13 protein-coding genes are annotated in these 18,138 nt (G+C 45.0%); 2 read left to right on the top strand and 11 right to left on the bottom strand.

All coding sequences use genetic code 11. The annotated features are described in order from the left end of the window. Positions 1 to 188: 188 nt before the first annotated feature. Positions 189 to 2,573, top strand: coding sequence for an ABC transporter permease (locus tag ACFQ21_RS19655; RefSeq protein WP_377581531.1), 2,385 nt, complete (start codon positions 189 to 191; stop codon positions 2,571 to 2,573). Positions 2,574 to 2,606: 33 nt separating this feature from the next. Here ACFQ21_RS19655 and ACFQ21_RS19650 read toward each other — a convergent pair whose 3' ends face one another. From ACFQ21_RS19650 to ACFQ21_RS19610, 9 genes are all read right to left on the bottom strand, one after another. After that, positions 2,607 to 3,842, bottom strand: coding sequence for a multidrug effflux MFS transporter (locus tag ACFQ21_RS19650; RefSeq protein ID WP_377581529.1), 1,236 nt, complete (start codon positions 3,840 to 3,842; stop codon positions 2,607 to 2,609). A 142-nt stretch (positions 3,843 to 3,984) separates the two neighbouring features. Then, positions 3,985 to 4,893 (bottom strand): NAD(P)/FAD-dependent oxidoreductase, encoded by a 909-nt coding sequence (locus tag ACFQ21_RS19645; RefSeq protein ID WP_377581526.1) that lies wholly within the window; start codon positions 4,891 to 4,893, stop codon positions 3,985 to 3,987. A 94-nt stretch (positions 4,894 to 4,987) separates the two neighbouring features. Next, a complete protein-coding gene (locus ACFQ21_RS19640) occupies positions 4,988 to 5,218 on the bottom strand; it encodes a hypothetical protein (protein WP_377581524.1) in 231 nt (76 codons plus the stop codon). A gap of 97 nt (positions 5,219 to 5,315) precedes the next feature. Then, on the bottom strand, positions 5,316 to 6,173 hold the full coding sequence (locus ACFQ21_RS19635) for an AraC family transcriptional regulator (RefSeq protein WP_377581522.1): 858 nt from the start codon (positions 6,171 to 6,173) through the stop codon (positions 5,316 to 5,318). 96 nt (positions 6,174 to 6,269) lie between these two features. After that, positions 6,270 to 7,616: a DUF3526 domain-containing protein gene (locus ACFQ21_RS19630; protein WP_377581519.1), complete on the bottom strand. Its 1,347-nt coding sequence runs from the start codon at positions 7,614 to 7,616 to the stop codon at positions 6,270 to 6,272. Between the two features lie 2 nt (positions 7,617 to 7,618). Further along, positions 7,619 to 9,070, bottom strand: coding sequence for an ABC transporter permease (locus ACFQ21_RS19625; protein WP_377581517.1), 1,452 nt, complete (start codon positions 9,068 to 9,070; stop codon positions 7,619 to 7,621). 3 nt (positions 9,071 to 9,073) lie between these two features. Continuing rightward, positions 9,074 to 11,578: a TonB-dependent siderophore receptor gene (locus ACFQ21_RS19620; RefSeq protein ID WP_377581515.1), complete on the bottom strand. Its 2,505-nt coding sequence runs from the start codon at positions 11,576 to 11,578 to the stop codon at positions 9,074 to 9,076. Between the two features lie 13 nt (positions 11,579 to 11,591). Next, the gene (locus ACFQ21_RS19615) at positions 11,592 to 12,287 is read right to left on the bottom strand and encodes an ABC transporter ATP-binding protein (RefSeq protein WP_377581513.1); all 696 of its coding nucleotides are present in this window, start codon (positions 12,285 to 12,287) and stop codon (positions 11,592 to 11,594) included. Positions 12,288 to 12,485: 198 nt separating this feature from the next. Continuing rightward, the gene (locus ACFQ21_RS19610; protein ID WP_377581510.1) at positions 12,486 to 12,875 is read right to left on the bottom strand and encodes a hypothetical protein; all 390 of its coding nucleotides are present in this window, start codon (positions 12,873 to 12,875) and stop codon (positions 12,486 to 12,488) included. A gap of 268 nt (positions 12,876 to 13,143) precedes the next feature. On the opposite strand from ACFQ21_RS19610, the gene ACFQ21_RS19605 reads away from it, so the two are divergent. After that, positions 13,144 to 13,362 (top strand): VOC family protein, encoded by a 219-nt coding sequence (locus tag ACFQ21_RS19605; RefSeq protein ID WP_377581508.1) that lies wholly within the window; start codon positions 13,144 to 13,146, stop codon positions 13,360 to 13,362. A gap of 173 nt (positions 13,363 to 13,535) precedes the next feature. Here ACFQ21_RS19605 and ACFQ21_RS19600 read toward each other — a convergent pair whose 3' ends face one another. Together ACFQ21_RS19600 and ACFQ21_RS19595 are read right to left on the bottom strand one after the other, a co-directional pair. Next, positions 13,536 to 14,972, bottom strand: a complete 1,437-nt coding sequence (locus tag ACFQ21_RS19600; protein ID WP_377581506.1) for a TolC family protein — start codon at positions 14,970 to 14,972, stop codon at positions 13,536 to 13,538. After that, complete coding sequence (locus ACFQ21_RS19595; protein WP_377581503.1) at positions 14,965 to 18,132, bottom strand: efflux RND transporter permease subunit; 3,168 nt, start codon at positions 18,130 to 18,132, stop codon at positions 14,965 to 14,967. Before ACFQ21_RS19595 ends, ACFQ21_RS19600 begins: the two co-directional genes overlap by 8 nt. Between the last annotated feature and the right edge of the window lie 6 nt (positions 18,133 to 18,138).

Raw genomic sequence — 18,138 nt, 5'->3', positions numbered from 1 at the left:
TTAACAGTTATACCTTCGACCGATATATATGCCTTTCATGGATCACATCAAACGGAGAAAACATTCGATATCGAACGTTCACGCTCGGAAACGAACTTAGGAACTTCAGGCTATAGCAATAAACAAAGTAAAATCGCGACATTTAGTTTGGTTTGATTATTGGCAACGTCTGGCAGCAACAACCCTCTATGATCAAAAATTACTTCATCATCGCATGGCGCAGTCTTATCAAGAACAGACTGTTTTCATTCATCAATATATTCGGACTCGCGCTCGCGATGTCGGTTGGCATGATGGTAATGATTCGTGTTAAAGATTCTTTCAGCTATGATCACTTTCATCCGCATCGTGCCTATACCTATAGAATTACCTCGCAAATAACCAACCCCGAGAAGTTATCGTGGGAACTTGCCAGCACTCCCCTGCCCCTGCAGGAAATTCTGGACAGCGATACATTAGCAGTCCAGGCATCAACAAGTTTATACCCGGGTATATATGAAACGTTAACCGATGGTGCAAAAGATATTGACGTTGCCGGTTGTTTCACCCAAAGTTCTTTCTTCGATGTATTCGGCTTCACGCTGTTGCACGGTAATGCCCGCACGGCTTTGCAACATCCGTATAGTGTTGTGCTCAGTAAAGCAACGGCCGAAAAATTCTTCGGAAGCAATAATCCGGTCGGCTCCATGTTAACAGTTGGTAAACTTGGCGTATTCCAAATAACGGGTGTACTCAACGAAGATCCCGGAAAAACGCATATCAAACACGATGTATATATAGCATACGCAACCATTGACAAACTGGAAACATTGGGAAAACTCCCGGCCAAATCAAAAACATGGAACTCTTTCGAGAAAGCTTATACCTATATAGTTTTAAATGATCATGCATCGCTCGATGATCTTCAAAGGCACCTTAACAGCGTGGCACAAAGTATAAATCAACAATCCAACCACGGGACGTTCGCCTTTAACACACAAAAACTTTCCGCCATTACTCCTAATTGGGGAACATTATACAATGACTTTGCACGCGCAGCATCATGGGGCAAAATTATCACAGAAGGTACTGTAGCCTTTATTATACTACTGGCAGCATGTTTCAATTATACCAGTCTGTCGATAGCTCGCTCGCTTACGCGGACCCGCGAGATTGGCATTCGGAAGATTGCCGGTGCCAAACGTTCGCAGATATTCTTTCAATATATAGTGGAATCGATCGTGCTGTCTCTCTTCTCACTTGTACTTGCCGCTGCTATGCTCTCCTGCATACTGGAATATAAGCCGTTCAATGATGGCTATGAATTTATACCGGAGATCAGCGTTGACTGGGTATTGATAGCATGCTTTGTAGGTTTCGCCCTTGCGGCTGGTCTGCTCGCCGGTATTATGCCTGCGTGGATACAATCTTCTTTCAAAGCAGTAAAGATGCTGCGAAACACCATGGCAGAAAATATTATGGGTGGGCTCACCCTGCGAAAGATCTTGCTTGTATTTCAATTCTCTATTTCGCTGGTTGTATTGATTTTTCTCACAGCATTCTATAAACAGTTTTCGTTTATGGAGAATGCTGACCAGGGCTTTGCACGTGAAAATATAGTAGCGATACCGGCGCAGACAAATGAACGAGATCCATTCCGAAATGAAATAACGCGCCTCGCAGGTGTGCAGCAGGTTGGTTCAATATCTTCCACGTTTGGGAATCGTCCCACAGGATATGCTGATATAAAACTGTCTCAGGAATCACAACAGCTGGTTAAAGCCGGTTATTACTTTTGTGATGCCGGTGCTATACCGCTCAGTGAACTGACCATTATAGCCGGCAGCAATTTTGACAGGGGTATACATCGCGATGAGCAATCGGTTATCCTGAATCAGAAAGCCGTGCAGGCACTAGGCCTTAAAAATATACACAGTGCTCTGGGTGAAACGGTCTGGATCGATACACTGCAGTTGCGTATAGTCGGTATTGTAAAAGATTTCTATCACCAGGGCGTTGCACATGCTATTTCGCCTATGGTGCTTCGCAGCAACACGTCCAACCAACAACTGTTGGTAAAGATCAACCCGCATGTACTGCAGGAAACTACACAGCAGATCGAACACCTCTGGAACAAAGTATATCCGGGAATAGCCTTAAACTATACCTGGCTCGATCATGAGAATGAACAACGCTATGATCAATCGGCAACCATATCGCTGCTCGGTTTCCTTGCGTTCATGACGGTTACCATTGCTTCGCTTGGTTTATTGGGACTTGTTGTGTTTACCGTTGAGACACGCAGAAAAGAAATCAGCATCCGGAAAATTATCGGGGCGAGTGTCGTGCAAATTATCAACCTGCTGTCCAAAGGGTATATTAAACTCCTGGTGATTGCAGGAATTATAGCTATACCAACGGGCTATGTTCTGAGTTCCTTCTTCCTGATGAACTTTGCCAACCGTATTTCAATGGGTGCTGGTTCATTGCTGATGGTATTTACTTTTCTGTTATTCATTGGCCTCGTTATGATCATTTCTCAAACCTTCCGGGCATCGATTCAAAACCCGGTGAAGAATTTGAGAAACGATTGAGACATTCGTGGACACCAAATATATAGCCCAACTTCAGGAGGCTTGCTGCGGGAACGGACGCTTGTCACTAAACACCAGGAATATAGCAGTGAGTCCAATCACAAAGAATCCAAGTACCAGTGGTAAAACACCATGTACCATCAGGTTGCTGATGAGTGCTCCCAACGAGGCGCCTATAAAAAAGAACGAAGTTCCATAAACAGCAGACGCTATACCCGCCATATCTCCCATCGGTTCCATGGCCAATGCGCTGCTGTTGGGTTCAATTGCCAAATTGATTCCCATCAGCAAAGCAACAGCAATGAAGAAGTATACCATATCCGGTGGATCACCAACGGTAAACGTATATACCTGCAGCAATCCCCCTACAATGGTATATATAACCAGAAGCCCTCGTATAGTTCTGCGGGCTCCATAGCGTGATGAGAGGCGCGAATTTATCAATGTGCAAAAAGCCATTCCCAATCCTATACCTGCAAAGATCCAGACGAATAACTCGGGCCTTCCATAGATCTCCCCAACTATATGTTCAGAGCTTGAGACATACGAACTCAACCCGGCAAAAAGAATGGTGGTGATGGAAGTATAGCGAAGAAAAACGCGATTGCTGATCACCTTGCGAATCGACTGCCCTATACTTGCCAGATCAAGTGCAATACGTTGTTCGCGTGGAAGCGATTCCTCCAAGCGAAGCGACCAGACAAAAATAATAATGGCAAACAGCGGTGGTGTCAGGAATACCATTTGCCAAGACGAAATCGATAAAATGGCAAGTCCTAAAAATGGTGCAGCAATCGGCGTGAACAAAAATATAGTAAAGATCAGCGACATAATGCGCGCCATCTCATCGCCTACAAAACGATCGCGAACACCGGCTATAGTCGTCATGAAAACGGCTGATGCTCCCATGCCGGCTACAAAACGTGCCGCGAACATAAACTCAAGGCTTGGTGAAAAAGCAGCAGCTATACCGGCAATAATATAAAGCGGAAATCCCACACGAAGTATAGGTAATCTTCCGAAACGATCAGACAGTGCTCCAAAGATGATTTGACAAATCTGCCCGAGGAAAAAGAATACAATGATCTGTGCCGTGGCAGTCGATTCCGGTTTAAGTCCGAAATATTGTCGGAGCTCTCCGAATACCGGAAGCATTATATCAATACCCAATGCCGTCAGCATCATGGTGCAAGCCGACAACGCGATGAACTCGGCAGGTTTTATTTTTCCGAACTGTGAACGATTCGAGTGCATATCATTTTCCTTCATAAATGCAGGTGGAGAAAATGTCTGATTTAACACATATTCTCCAATTTGTGCAATAACACAAAATTAATGTCGGAATGTACACACCCCGAGGTGTCAATTAGACTTTATAAGGGGTTGATTTGGACACGGTAAACTTCTATAGCTAAAACGCCTCGCTTACGAGTTCCTTGTTTACCATCATCCCGGTGGCTGTGCCCATAGCCACAGCGTTGGCAACCGTACGCATACGGGTTGTATTGTCACCACAGGCAAAAACTCCCGGTACGCTGGTCTTTTGCATCATATCAATCCGGATGTAACCATCATCCGTAAATTCACAGCCCAGCAACTTTGGTATTTCCGAATGTTGCCCGAACGGAGCGCGTATATATAGCGATTTCAACGGGTAGACTGTTCCGTCTTTCAGGATGATTCGTTGCAGGTAGCCGTTGGTATGTTCCAGCATTTCCAGCGGTTTCTCCACAATATTGATACGGTGTTTCATCAGTGTTTCCGTTTGTGAAATAGTTAGCGTAGCCATACCGTTGGTAAATACCGTAAGATCTTTTGTCCAATTCGAAATAAGCACAGCAAGTTCAAAGGCTGCTTCACCGTTCGCTACTATACCGGTGCGCTCATAACGTACTTCATAACCATGGCAATATGGACAATGAAGAACAGATATTCCCCAGCATTCCGCCAAGCCTGGTATAGAAGGAAGTATATCTCGGATACCCGTGGCTAAAATCAATTTCTCTGCACGAAATATATCTCCGGATGCCGTCTTTACTTCAAATCCCTTATTAGTCCTTGCACCATATATAGCCAGGTCATTCAGAAATGTTACGGTGCTATAGTTTTCTACCTGTTGTCGTGCAATGGCGGCTATCTCGGCAGGTGCTCTCCCATCGTGCGTAATGAAGTTATGCGAATGAGGAGTTTGCCGGTTACAAGGTTTGCCACTGTCAATAATCAGAACTTTTCGCAGCGCTCTGCCGAGCGCCATACCTGCCGCGAGTCCGGAGTAACTGCCTCCGACTATAATTACATCAAAACTTTTATTGGGTATCATAAGACTATCGTTGAAAGGGAATGAATCAAATGACTAAGCGAGACCTGTTAACTCAGTCTGCTTTACTTTATAAAATCCTTTCTCGAGGACATGCTTAATGGGCTTTGTCTGGATTTTGTGGTGATAGCTGCTTGATGATCAAATCCACGAACGGAACTCCTGCAAAAACAATCCATGGAACCAATGAAAGCGTCAGTAAGAATGTTCGCTGGTATAGCGGCAAGACCGATAAGACTTCACCAAACCAATACAGGAATAAGGTGATGGACGGATATATAACTACCCATATCTTTAAAGATGCCAGTAACTTTGCTTTTGTTTTCATTTTCACTTTACATTTTGTTGAACAATCATTAATTGTTTAACAAAAGTACTTCGCGTGATAACGGAGCGTGTAGGACAAAAATGAAGTTGAATGGGACTTATTTAAAATTAGCCCGGAATGCTTCCGGTGAATACCCGGTATGTTTCTTAAAGAACCGGATAAAGTACGAAACATCTTCGTATCCCAGTTGATAGGCAATCTGGTTCACCTGGCTGGAAGTGGCCAGCAGGTATCTTTTCGACTCCAGTATAATATACTCCGTGATAACTTCTGAACCGGTTTTTCCCAGCGTGTCTTTCGTAATGGCATTGAGCTGATAAGACGAAAGGTTCAGCATATCGGCATATTGGGACACTTGTTTATGAGTATATATATGCTCCTCCAGAAGTGCTGTAAAATCATCGAGGCGTTGCGCTGCATACGAATCGGATTTACCGGAAACAGTATGGGTATTCTGCCGAACCAGTTCGATAAACAGAATACCCAGATTTGCCTTGATCACTTCCTGGTAACCTTCCTGTTGGCTAGTATACTCGTCCCATATATAGTTTACTATGGACAGCACCTTCTTTATCCCGGCACTATCAAGCTGGTATAGATTGATAGTGCCGGCTTTGCGTAATAACTGGTTTGATGCCAGATCATGCGTGTAATAAAAACCACTGTTAAAAGCCATCAGGTACCCGGTGCTTCCTGCTTTCAGCGTAAGCTGGTGCACCTGCCCGGGACGTATAAAGAAAACAGTATGGTCAGCAATTTTATACGATGTAAAATCAATCGCATGAGTCCCCGCTCCTTTCTTTAATACCAGTACGTAAAAGAAATCATGACGGTGAAGTTCCTGCGTCATATCTTTTCCCTTTAACACATCCCGAACATCACGTATGTTGAAGCTTGCCGCTATATTCTCTCCTTCCGAAGTTTTAGTAATATGTCGTACGGGAATGTTTTTCATTGCTCAGATCGCTGACGAATGCTGCAACCTATAAAAAAGTCATTAAGTTCAAAAATATACATGGATTATCCTCCTTATACTGTTGCAAGCACGTTCTTAAACTGATTTTATCTGTCTCATGTTGGCAACTGACAATATACTGAGAAGCACAACCGCCACAATTAAAGGCAATAGCATCGCCGACCAGTTCATATCTTTTCGATCCGATATATATTCGGGAATAAAGCTCTTCCAGTTTTCATCCTTTACGGCAGCATTATCAAAAATCTTTGGATAGAAATGCAATCTCAAGCGCTCATGAAAAACATGCGTACTATCCAGAAGCTGCACGTAATCCGTCAGGCTTGTTCGGGCAACATCGTTGAAGAGTAATTGTGTATGCATCGTAGGCATAACCATCGCAATGGAGCGACTCACCCGCTCACGTTGCAGGATCTTTTCCCGCATCGCGTTGCTGTATTGCACCGATTCATCATCGCCCATCTGCTGCATGGCATAATACCATAACCAGTTGAAAGTTTGTTCCGGTATTCCATAGCTCTTGTACTGGGGGTAATGCGCGTAAAATTTCTCCATGGTAATGCCTTTGTCCATGTCCCATTTTTCATGGTAGCCATCCCGTTGCTTTACCATGGTGGCCAGCGACTCAGGCACCGGGTATAGATTGGCAACTATATTATTAACAGAGGCCGGAAGCAAAATGGTAAATACAACCCAGGCCGACAGTAACGTAAGAACATTGAAACTGGAGCTTCGCCTGAACGTAATGATCCAGAAACAAAACGCAAACCAGAAGGCCAGGTATAATATACTCGCAACAATAAACGCCCACAAAGCTTCATTGACGGGAAGGGACAAAACCAATATAGCGATAAGCAGTAAAATTACCAGCCAGCTATAGAGAGCAACGGCACGTACCGATACCTTTTGAAGCAGATATACCTTGGCCGACCGGGCCTGCACAGCAATCAATCGCCACGTACCGGCTTCCTTCTCTTCCGACAGCAGGTTGAATGTGAAAGCTATAATAAGAAGCGGAAAGAGGTACAGGATAATAAATCCCAAATCCAGGTTTCCCGATTGAAGGTTTGAAGGATTGTTCAGATCTGTATCGTACTTCTGACCTTCGAGTGTACGAATGGTGACGCTTTGTATACCGGGATTGACATCACGTTGTCCTATTGATAATGCAGCCAGTTTATCGGGCTTGCTGATTAACGAAAAACGCAGGTAATATAGCAACAATCCCATCTCATCGTGCGCAGCTACATTTCTCTCAATGTGTTCACGCTGGTGTGTTGTTACCTGCCGGATCGTATTCTCCTGCCGCGACAAAAATTGCCGGCCAATCAATATACTGATGATGCCCATAACCACGATCAGTATAAATGAAAGTACAACAGCCTTCGATCGGATAAATTGTTTTACAAGAAGCATGTACATAACTAAACAGCTTTGGCTTTTTTGGATAGACGTATAAGGAACAGGACAGACAGGATGCTCCACATCACAAGCGCCAGCACAGAACCGGCTTCGTGTCTCAAGGCAGTGCCAATGGTTGCTTGCTGTGGTTTGAAGTCCGGGAGTGCTTTCCAGTGCTCATGACTAATGGTATAGGGTTTATCATCAGGTACCTGTTTCTGGTTGCTGATAAATTTCATTTGCAATTCATTCATCGTCTGTGCCAGTTGGTACCGGTAACGCTCTGCCTCCTGTTGAAAAACAACGTATGATTCGAAATCTGTTGCGGACAGCGCCATCGATATATTCCGAACGGCTGCATAGGGGTTTATCCACGCAGTAAGTTCATTGATTCGGTTTTGCTTCTTATAGGTAGCTATAAGCTTATCCAGATGGCGCCTGAATATTTCAGCACTGATACGTTCGCCCTCGCGCATAACAAAACCACTATAATTAAAAGGTAATTGCTGAACGGAATCCACACGATATACGCGCAGTACCGAATCGCGCAATGTTTTGTAGTGCGGGTCGTCCGGGTTGTGACTATCACCTTCCTTCAATACATCAAGCTCAACTGCTGTATCAAATTCTATTTTGGAAGGTGACGGATAGAAGTAACTGCCGAGTGCCTGTGTGGTTCTTGGCAACAATACGATCATGAATAACCAGATCGCAAGTAATTTCATTAAAGCACTTTTGGATGATGCGCTTGCGGCCGAAATCAATACCGTGATGACACACAGCACCGCTATAAAAATCAAATATACACCTGCAATCCCGGCAAAGCGCAGGAGCGTGTCTGTTATCAGTACGTTCTGCGCGGTGCCCAGTATTAAAAACAGCGTAACAGCAACAGCCGGTATAGCGATACACATGGCCAGTAAAAATATACCAAGCGATTTACCAACGAGTATATCGCGCCAGGAAACGTTTTGTGTCAGCAGTATCTTCAATGTACCGCCCTCACGTTCTTCCGAGACAGATGCAAATCCCAGAAAGAATATGATAAGCGGAAGAACTACCTGCAGCAACACAGCGAGGCTTATCTCTCCGAAACGCAACAACCCCGTGGAAAAACCTGCCTCTGAAAAATTAACAGTATTCTGGCGGTGTGCCTCCAGGTATACGGCATTTCCCACGAAGCTTTCCAACCCGAAATCAAACATGCTTAACGGGTGCTTAGCGCGAAAAGCAAACGAACCGAAGTGGGCCATGCGGTGTGGATGTTTGTCCGGATTATTCTCCCAGCTCGCCCGCACTTCATGCTGATAGTGCTGCCGTATTGCGTTTTGAGTAGTATATATTTTCCAGCCACTATAGGCAGCAAAGCCGATCATTACAGCCATCACTAGCAGAATGGCATACAGTGCGTTGGAGCGAAAAGCACTCCTGCAGAATTGCCTTGCGATCAGAAACGAAATTCTTTTGTTCGTCATGCACTAGAATTTATAGGTTGCCGTGAGCATGAAATTACGGGGCGCACCAGGGAACAATCGCAAATAGTTCTGCGCTCCGATCCAGTAGGTAGTATCAAAAATATTATTGACGTTTAGCGCCAGTTGCATATTTGCCTTTGAGGGTGAGTAGTATACGGCCATGTCAAACAACGTATACCCAGGCACCTCGAACGCACGCGTAAACCACGGCACTTTACCACCGCTGTATTGTACACCCAATCCTATACCTATATCTTTCAACAGTGTAGCATCTGAAAAATTATACCGCGTCCACAGGTTCGTGCTGTTTACGGGTGCATTCTCCTTGCGTTTGCCATTTAACGAAGCATCACTGTCTTCCACAATGCGCGCATCGATATAGCTGTAGGATGCATTCACCTGCCAGTTCGGCAATATATAGCCCGCCAGCTCCCACTCTACCCCACGGCTGCGGTCAGCACCTCGCTGCACCAGCGAGTCCGGAAAGGCAGGCACGTTGGCATTCATCAGAATATTTTTCTGATTAATTTCGTATAGGGCTACCGTTATGCTGACGCGGTTTTCGAAGAATTGTCCTTTAGCACCTGCTTCTTTTAAATCACTGATCAGCGGCTTGAAACGTGCGGCAGAATTAGCCGACCAGAAGAAGGCACCGGTGCTTGGCATCAGGCTCACTGTATTTGACTGCGGCTGGTATCCTTTCAGGTACGTAGTATATACATTGATCTGCCTGGTAACTTCATACGTTAGTCCCACTCTTGGTATAAAGGCTGTATTGTCGAAAGAAGCTTCACCCGGTGCCTTGTAGTTCGTAATATCTTGGAACCATTCGTGTCGTAAACTCAGCAAGGCCGAAAGCTTGCCCAATCGGAGTTGCTCTTGTATATAAACAGCGTTGGTGGTAGTACGTGCAGAAGGTATGGCAACCCGCGAGTTCAATATATAGTCCTCCACATTGCGAATGGTATAGGAAGGATTGTTCAGATCAAAATGATTCACGTTTGGCTTCGGTAGTGTCTTGCCATCAACAACAATCGTCTGATAGTTTTCGGCATTGGCGGGTAAAAACGAATTGGACACCGTGCCATCTTTCAATACATATCCCCTCGCTGAATTCTGTCCTCCGCCCCTTGTTTTATTCCAGCGACTCAAATCATACCCGATCAGAAGTTTGTGTTCAATACCCAAAGTCTCGAAATCAAAATTGAAATAAGCATTGAGGTTGTCAACGTTCCAGTATTGTTGTCGCTGCACAAATTGCATGGCCGCCAGATTGGTAACCGGTTGATTGTTCATATCCACGGCAAAAGCATTGGTGGTGCGGTGTTCCTGCAAATCCTCCGACCACGTCTGCTTCATGTACGCTACATTTACACTGATGTTGTCGGTAAACTTATGAGCAAGACTCGTGGTGATGATCATCTGCTTTGACTTGAAGAAATCGTTGGCAGCACCGAGGTTGAGACTGATCGGTGTACTCTTCAAATCCGTAACACCTGCCACGGCACCAAATATAGGTTGTCCACGATCCAGGTTACCGGTACCATTGCTATAGATCATTTCAGCATTGATCGCGGTTTTGTTATTCGGTATATAGCTGATCGAAGGCGACACAAGTACAGCATTGTTTTTTACGAGATCGCGATATGATTTTCCTTCCTGTATACCTCCGGTTAATCTATACAGCAATGTCTTTGACTCATTGAGCGGTCCTGTAAAATCAAGCGTGCCGCGCATCGTACTGAAACTTCCTACACTCATGCTTACTTCCCTGCGCTCGATGGCCAGCGGTTTCTTCGTTACCATGTTAATGCTGCCGCCCGGATCTACACTTGAAAATGTTACCGATGCAGGGCCCTTCAATACTTCCACACGTTCTATGTTGGTGGTAATTGGCTGAAGAAAATAATACTGGCGTGTACGCATACCGTTGACGATCTGTCCTTCTTCATTCTGGCTGATGCCTCTAATATTATACTGGTTATAAAAACTGGAGGGCGTTACACCACTCACAATCTTTACTGCATCGGCTAACTGAAACGCCTGCCGGTCGGCCATCAATTCTTTGGTAACGGTAGAGAGTGCCTGCGGTAAATCTTTATTCTTAATGGCAGTTTTGGTTGCCGAGAAAGAATATTCACTGTTGTAGTCTCGATCGGCCCGGCCGATCACTTCTACCGTCTGAAGCTCCTGGGTATAGACTGTGAGAACAATGACACCCAGATCATATAGTTTACTCTCTGAAAACGTATAGGTGGTGATGAACGGATCAAACCCCAGCGACCGGATCTCCACATCATATATACCGGGTCGGGACAACTCGATAGAAAATATACCCGTTGCATCGGAGGTAACTCCCTCCTTTCGGTCTTCATGCATAACCGAAACAGCCGCCCCGGGTATAACATTCTGTGCCTGGTCTACGATTTTACCTGTAACACGAATCTGAGAAAATGTATAGCTAAAGATTGTACTGAAAAGTACAAGTGTGAGTAGTTTATGTTTCATTTATATAGTACCGTTAAATAGTTTCCAGGTAGAGTTGTTGTAATTGTATGGCGTTGATATCGCCTGTCTCTACCTCGTGTATGAGTTTGCCTTCTTTCATAATGCCGATGCGTGTACCTACATTTACCGCATTGAAAATATCGTGTGTTGCCATGAAGATGGATTTACCTTCGTTCGCCAGCTCCTGGCATATAGCCGTAAACTCTGCAGTAGCTTTCGGATCGAGTCCTGAAGTAGGCTCGTCCATAAAAATGACATCTGCCTTTTTTGAAAGCGCGATGGCAATGCCCACCTTCTGACGCATGCCTTTGGAATATGTAGAGAGTCTGCTGGCGTGTGCTGTCTCCTGCAAACCTGCTTTGGTAAGAAAAGCTGTCAGTCCGTTTTCAGTATAAGTATATCCAGCGAGCTTGCTGAAAAAGTCCAGGTTCTCTGTACCCGACAAGTTTCCATAGAGCTGAACAACTTCCGGTATATAGGCAATCATTTTATTGGTATCGGCCTGGTTCGGTTTCACTTCGATGTTATTGATCAATGCGTGTCCACCCGATGGTTCAATAAAACCAAGAAAGATATTGATGGTTGTTGTTTTACCTGCACCGTTCTGTCCGAGCAGGCAATACACTTCACCTTTGCCAACGGAGAGGTTAACCTGATTCAGCACTCTCTTTCCGTTGAATTCTTTTGTAAGATTTTTTGCTTGTAGCATATTTAATGTGATCGTTGAAGGAGTAATGCTCACAAAATCTCATCATGCACAGCTAGATACCTGTGCGTACGACTAAAAGTATATGTAAATTCTGCACACATGCCTGAGCACGCTGCAGCATCACACTATTATCTATACGAATGATGTGAGATTGTACGATAGCGGCATACAGTACATGCAGCTATATACAGAGAAAGATCAGATGAGCACGGGTGGTGCTCTTGACGAAGAGATAACAGCCCAATAGCTGTCGAGATTTACTTTGTAGTGACTAAAGAATTCCGGCTTGAGCCGGGTTGTCTGAAACAATATCGTATTCAACAGCGCGTGATCTCCATGATATACCAGGTCACACATATCACATGTGTCCGAAGCTGTTACATGAGAATCATGATCGCAGCTTTGTGCAAGATCATTATGATAGATCAACCGGTGACACGGATCTTTCTCCGCCTCTGCCGAGTGTATAACAACATGCTCATGATCATGTGCAAATGCGCGAAGAATTTGCAGCGAAGATGTCCCTGCTATATAAAAGATTACCAACAGCCACGCAGTTATGCACAACGTGCGGCTTTGCTGTCTCATACGGTTAATCCTTTTAAGCATGGTTCAACTTCAAGGCAGCAAGATAGAATGAAGAATCTTTAAATGCAACAATATTGCATTTACGATTTTTATCGTTCTTCCGTACAAATCAACGAAATGGTGTATGCGTGTAAACGTGCGTTATGTCTTGAACAGCGTGGATGATGCAATTTCATTTTACACGCAGAAATTGGGCTTCATCCCGTGCCGAGATTCGCAGCGCTCTCCAGAGAAAATGTGAAGTTATACCTCAACAGCCCGGGTACAGGTGGAGCTGGTGAGACGATGCCAGACGGTACTGCCTTCTCCCGGAGGATGGAACAGAATTCAGGTAAAAGTTAAAAATCTGGAGGATGTAATTTCAAAGCTTAAAGAACAAAATGCCTCTTTCCGAAATGAGCTCGTAAAAGGACAAGGCGGTAAACAGATATTGCTGGAAGATCCATCCGGAAATCTGATCGAACTGTTCGAGCCTCAATCCATGTAAAAATTATTTCTAATCAACGATGCCTCTGTAAAAGCCAGGATGCTGCAGGGGCATTGTTCTTTTTACAGATATACCTATATATATAAAAACACCTGATCCCTACAGGTAAATCCAATCGCAAAAGATTTACCGGGAACCAGGTGCTTTGCAAAATGCGCTCGTGTCCTACATCCTTATTTCCATCCGCCTCCCAATGCGCGGTAAATATTTACCATGGCATTCATCTGCTGCATTTTGGTTTCTACTAATTCAAATCGCGACTCGAGTGCATCGCGCTGCGTGAGCAACACTTCCATATAGTCTGCACGAGCTGATTTGAAAAGATTGTTAGAGATAGTAACAGATTGCGTAAGCGCCTGTACCTGCTCCGATTTCAAACCATAACTTTTCTCCAGGTTGCTGATCTTCGATACCTGGTTTGCAACTTCGATGTACGCATTTAAAATAGTACGCTCGTAGTCGTAAACCGCTTGTATCTGTCTTGCGTTGGCATTGTAGTACATTGCCTTGATGGCATTCCGGTTTATCAGCGGTGCTGTTAAATCTCCGGCCAGTGAGTATATCAATGACTCCGGTGTTTTTATCAGGTATGCCGGATCAAATGCATTGAAACCTACACCTGCAGAAATTCCCAGCGATGGATAGAAGTTGGCTTTCGCTGCCTTCACATCAAGCTTCGCTGCCACCAGGTTCAACTCGGCCTGCTTAACATCCGGACGATTCTCCAACAATTGTGATGGTATACCGGTATATATAGTAGCCGGTACCAGGCTATCGAAGTTCTGAGAATTGCGTGCGATAGGTTGCGGGAATCTACCGATCAGGAAATTGATCCTGTTCTCTGTCTCCACGATCTTCTGCTGAATGCTATATTGGAGACTTCTTGTGCTGAGCACCTGCGCTTCAAACCTGCGCACCGCTAACTCGGTAACGCGCGTAGCTTCTTTCTGCATTTTTACAATTTCAAGTGCATTCGTCTGGATGTCTATATTTGTTTTTATGATCTCCAGTTGATTATCGAGTGCCAGTAGTTCATAGTATGAATTAGCAATCTCGGCAATCAGGTTTGTCACCATGAAATTTTTACCTTCAACCGAAGCAAGATATCTGCTTACTGCGGCTTTCTTGGCGTTGTGCAGTTTGTTCCATATATCTACTTCCCAGTGTGCTACGGCTCCGAGTAAATAATTGGGCAGCGGATCTGGTGTTGCTCTTCCGGGTTTGATGTCGGTAGTAGCTTCGCTCGCTCCTATATTGGTATATCTGCCTACCTTGTCCACGCCTGCACCTGCCTGTAAGCCAACAAAAGGCAGGTATTCTCCTTTGCGGGCTCTTACTTCGTTGCGTGCAATCTCAATCTCCATCATGGTGATGTTCAACTCCTGGTTGTTCTTCAGGGCTGTATCAATCAGGACATTGAGATACGGATCGGTAAAAAATTGTTTCCACTGTGCCGCAGCAGTATTAGTAGTATCCTGCAAGCTGGTATAGCTCGCAGGTACATTTTTATTCTCTTTTCTCTGAACCAAAGACGATGGCACGCTGCACGCGGTATATACCAGGGACAGACCAACAATCCCTATATATATAATTATTCTCTTCTTAAGCATGGTGTACATTTTCCTCGGTTAATGGTTTGTCGTGTTCATCTCTGATAAGCTGTCGACCTTCTGCAAGCTTACCGAATATATAGTATAGCCCTGGTACGATGATTACTCCGAAGACTGTTCCGAAGAGCATACCCCCCAGCGCAGAGCCACCAATGGTACGGTTACCAATAGCACCCGGACCGGTAGCAAGTACCAGCGGAATCAACCCGGCAATGAATGCGAATGAAGTCATCAATATAGGACGGAAACGTACCTTCGCTCCTTCGATTGCTGCTTCGAGTACCGTGAAACCTTCACGGTGTTTCTGCACAGCAAACTCCACAATCAACACGGCATTCTTACCCAGCAAACCTACGAGCATCACAAGTCCTACCTGCGCATATATATCGTTGGCGAGTCCCATGAACTTGAGCAGCAGGAACGACCCGAAGACCCCGCATGGCAACGAACAGATTACAGCCAGCGGCAACAGGAAGCTTTCGTATTGTGCAGCCAGTACAAAGTATACGAAGATCAATACCACGATGAATATATAGAGTGCTTCGTTACCCCGCATTACTTCGTCTTTTGAAAGACCTCCCCAATCTATATCATAACCACGTGGCAATGTTTTCTTCGCTACTTCCTGTACAGCTTTGATCGCTTCACCACTACTATATCCTTTTGCTGCACCACCGCGAATAGCGGCCGTAGTATACATATTATAGCGGTTTATCTCGTTCGCGCCCTGTGACTTCTTGATTCGCATGAAGGCCGAGAACGGTACCATCTCTCCACGATCGTTCTTTACCCACATGTTCAACACATCTTCCGGTAACTTTCGGTATTCCGGTGATGCCTGCACAAACACTTTGAAGAAACGCTGATACTTGATGAAACCAAGTTCGTATGTACTTCCGATCATGATTGACAGTGTATTCATCGCATTACCGATCGAAACTCCTTTCTGCATCGCTAACTCATTATCGATCTCCAGTTCATACTGCGGATAGTTCGCACTGAAGAAGGTGAACAGACCGGTTATCTCTTTGCGTTTTTTCAACTCGCTCATGAATTCGTTATTCACTTTCTCGAGCGCTTTGTAATCACCTGTGTTTGTCTTATCCAAAAGTTGCAGTGAGAAACCACCCGCGGCACCATACCCCGGTACAGCCGGAGGATCAAAGAATTCGATCGTTGCTCCCGGGATAGCTTTCGCCTTCTCTTCGAGTTCGATAATGATATCGGTTACGGTTTGATCTCGCTCTGACCAGGGCTTGAGGTTGATAAGACAGGTACCTGCGTTCGATCCGCGTCCTTCTGTCAACACCTCATATCCGGCCAGTGCCGATACAGATTGTATACCATCTACTTCTTCTGCTATAGCCTGCAGTTTGCGTGCTATATCATTTGTTCTTTCCAGTGTAGAACCGGGAGGTGTCTGAATGATCGCATAGATCATACCCTGATCTTCACTGGGTATAAATCCCGAAGGTAGAATCTTTGTGATCCCAAATATACCGGCACAGAACAACAGCAGTACACCGAACGTAACCACTCTTCTGTTTACAATCAGTTTGAGCAGTCCTACATATTTACCCGTAAGTTTTTCAAAACCATTATTGAAGCTATCGAGACCTCTGTTGATTATGTTTTTCTTTCTCGGTTGTCCGTGTGTATTCTTCAGGATCATCGCACAGAGCACTGGTGTAAGCGTAAGCGCCACAACACCCGAAATAACGATCGATGTTGCCATCGTAATGGAGAACTGTCTGTAAAATATACCTACAGGTCCGGTCATAAATGCAACAGGAACGAACACAGCAGTCATCAACAAGGTAATCGCGATAACGGCACCACTAATCTCTCCCAATACTTTCTTCACAGCGTTATAGGGTGACAGATGCTCTTCCGCCATCTTCGCGTGCACCGCTTCCACCACCACAATCGCATCATCGACCACAATACCAATCGCCAATACCAACGCGAACAACGTAATCATGTTAATCGTTAGTCCGAAAAGCTGCATGAACATAAACGCACCGATCAACGACACAGGCACCGCGAGTGTCGGGATAAGCGTAGAACGCCAGTCACCGAGGAACACGAATACCACAAGCGCCACGAGTATAAATGCATCTCTCAATGTATGGATAACGTTCTCGGTAGAAGCATCGAGGAAGTTGGATACGTCATAACTGATCTGGTAATCCATACCCGGAGGAAATGAACTTACTTTGAGTTCGTCCAGCTTGGCCTTTACACTTTTAATAACATCACTCGCGTTACTGCCATACGTCTGCTTCAACACGATCGCAGCCGAAGGATACTTATCAAGGTTCGAGTATATATCGTAATACTCACTTCCCAACTCCACATTCGCTACATCTTTCAAACGAAGAATCTCACCGTTTGCATTCGCCTTGATAATTACATTCTTATACTGTTCCGGATCGTTAAATCGACCGGGGTAGGACAACACATATTCAAGTGCTTCGGCACGTTTACCATCACTTCGACCAATACGACCGGGAGAACCGATCACACTCTGATCGCCCAGCGCTTCCATCACTTCATCTGCGGATATATTATAAGCACGCATGCGATCCGGTTTCAACCACACACGCATGGCGTACTGGCGGCTACCCAATATACTTGCTTGTCCTATACCGTTGATACGCTGCAACTCCGGCAACATGTTAACACCGGCAAAGTTGAACAGGAACTTCATGTCGGCATTCGGATCTTTACTATACAGGTTGACGTACATCAACATGTTTGGTACGATACGGTTTACAATTACCCCTTCGCGTTGCACGAGTATCGGCAATCGATTCAACACCTGCGCTATACGCGTGTTCACGTTTACAACCGCCTGGTCCGGGTTGGTACCAAGGTTAAATACAATCTGTATATTCGCTTCACCGGCACTGGTAGCATCGGAGGTCATATACTTCATGCCCGGCACACCGTTCACCGCCTGCTCCAGCGGTATAAGCACCGATTCTGTTAATACTTTAGCACTTGCACCGGGATACGATGCCCGCACAATTACCATGGGAGGTGATATCTCCGGGAACTGTGATATAGGCAAGGTGTTAATGGCCAGCACACCCATGAAGATGATAACAAGCGATATCACAATAGCGAATACCGGCCTATGTATAAATTCCTTAAACATTTCTTT

Origin of the sequence: Ohtaekwangia kribbensis, from assembly GCF_042676245.1 — a bacterium.
GTDB classification, from domain to species: domain Bacteria; phylum Bacteroidota; class Bacteroidia; order Cytophagales; family Cyclobacteriaceae; genus Ohtaekwangia; species Ohtaekwangia kribbensis.
This window is presented reverse-complemented; position numbering and strand designations above follow the sequence as displayed.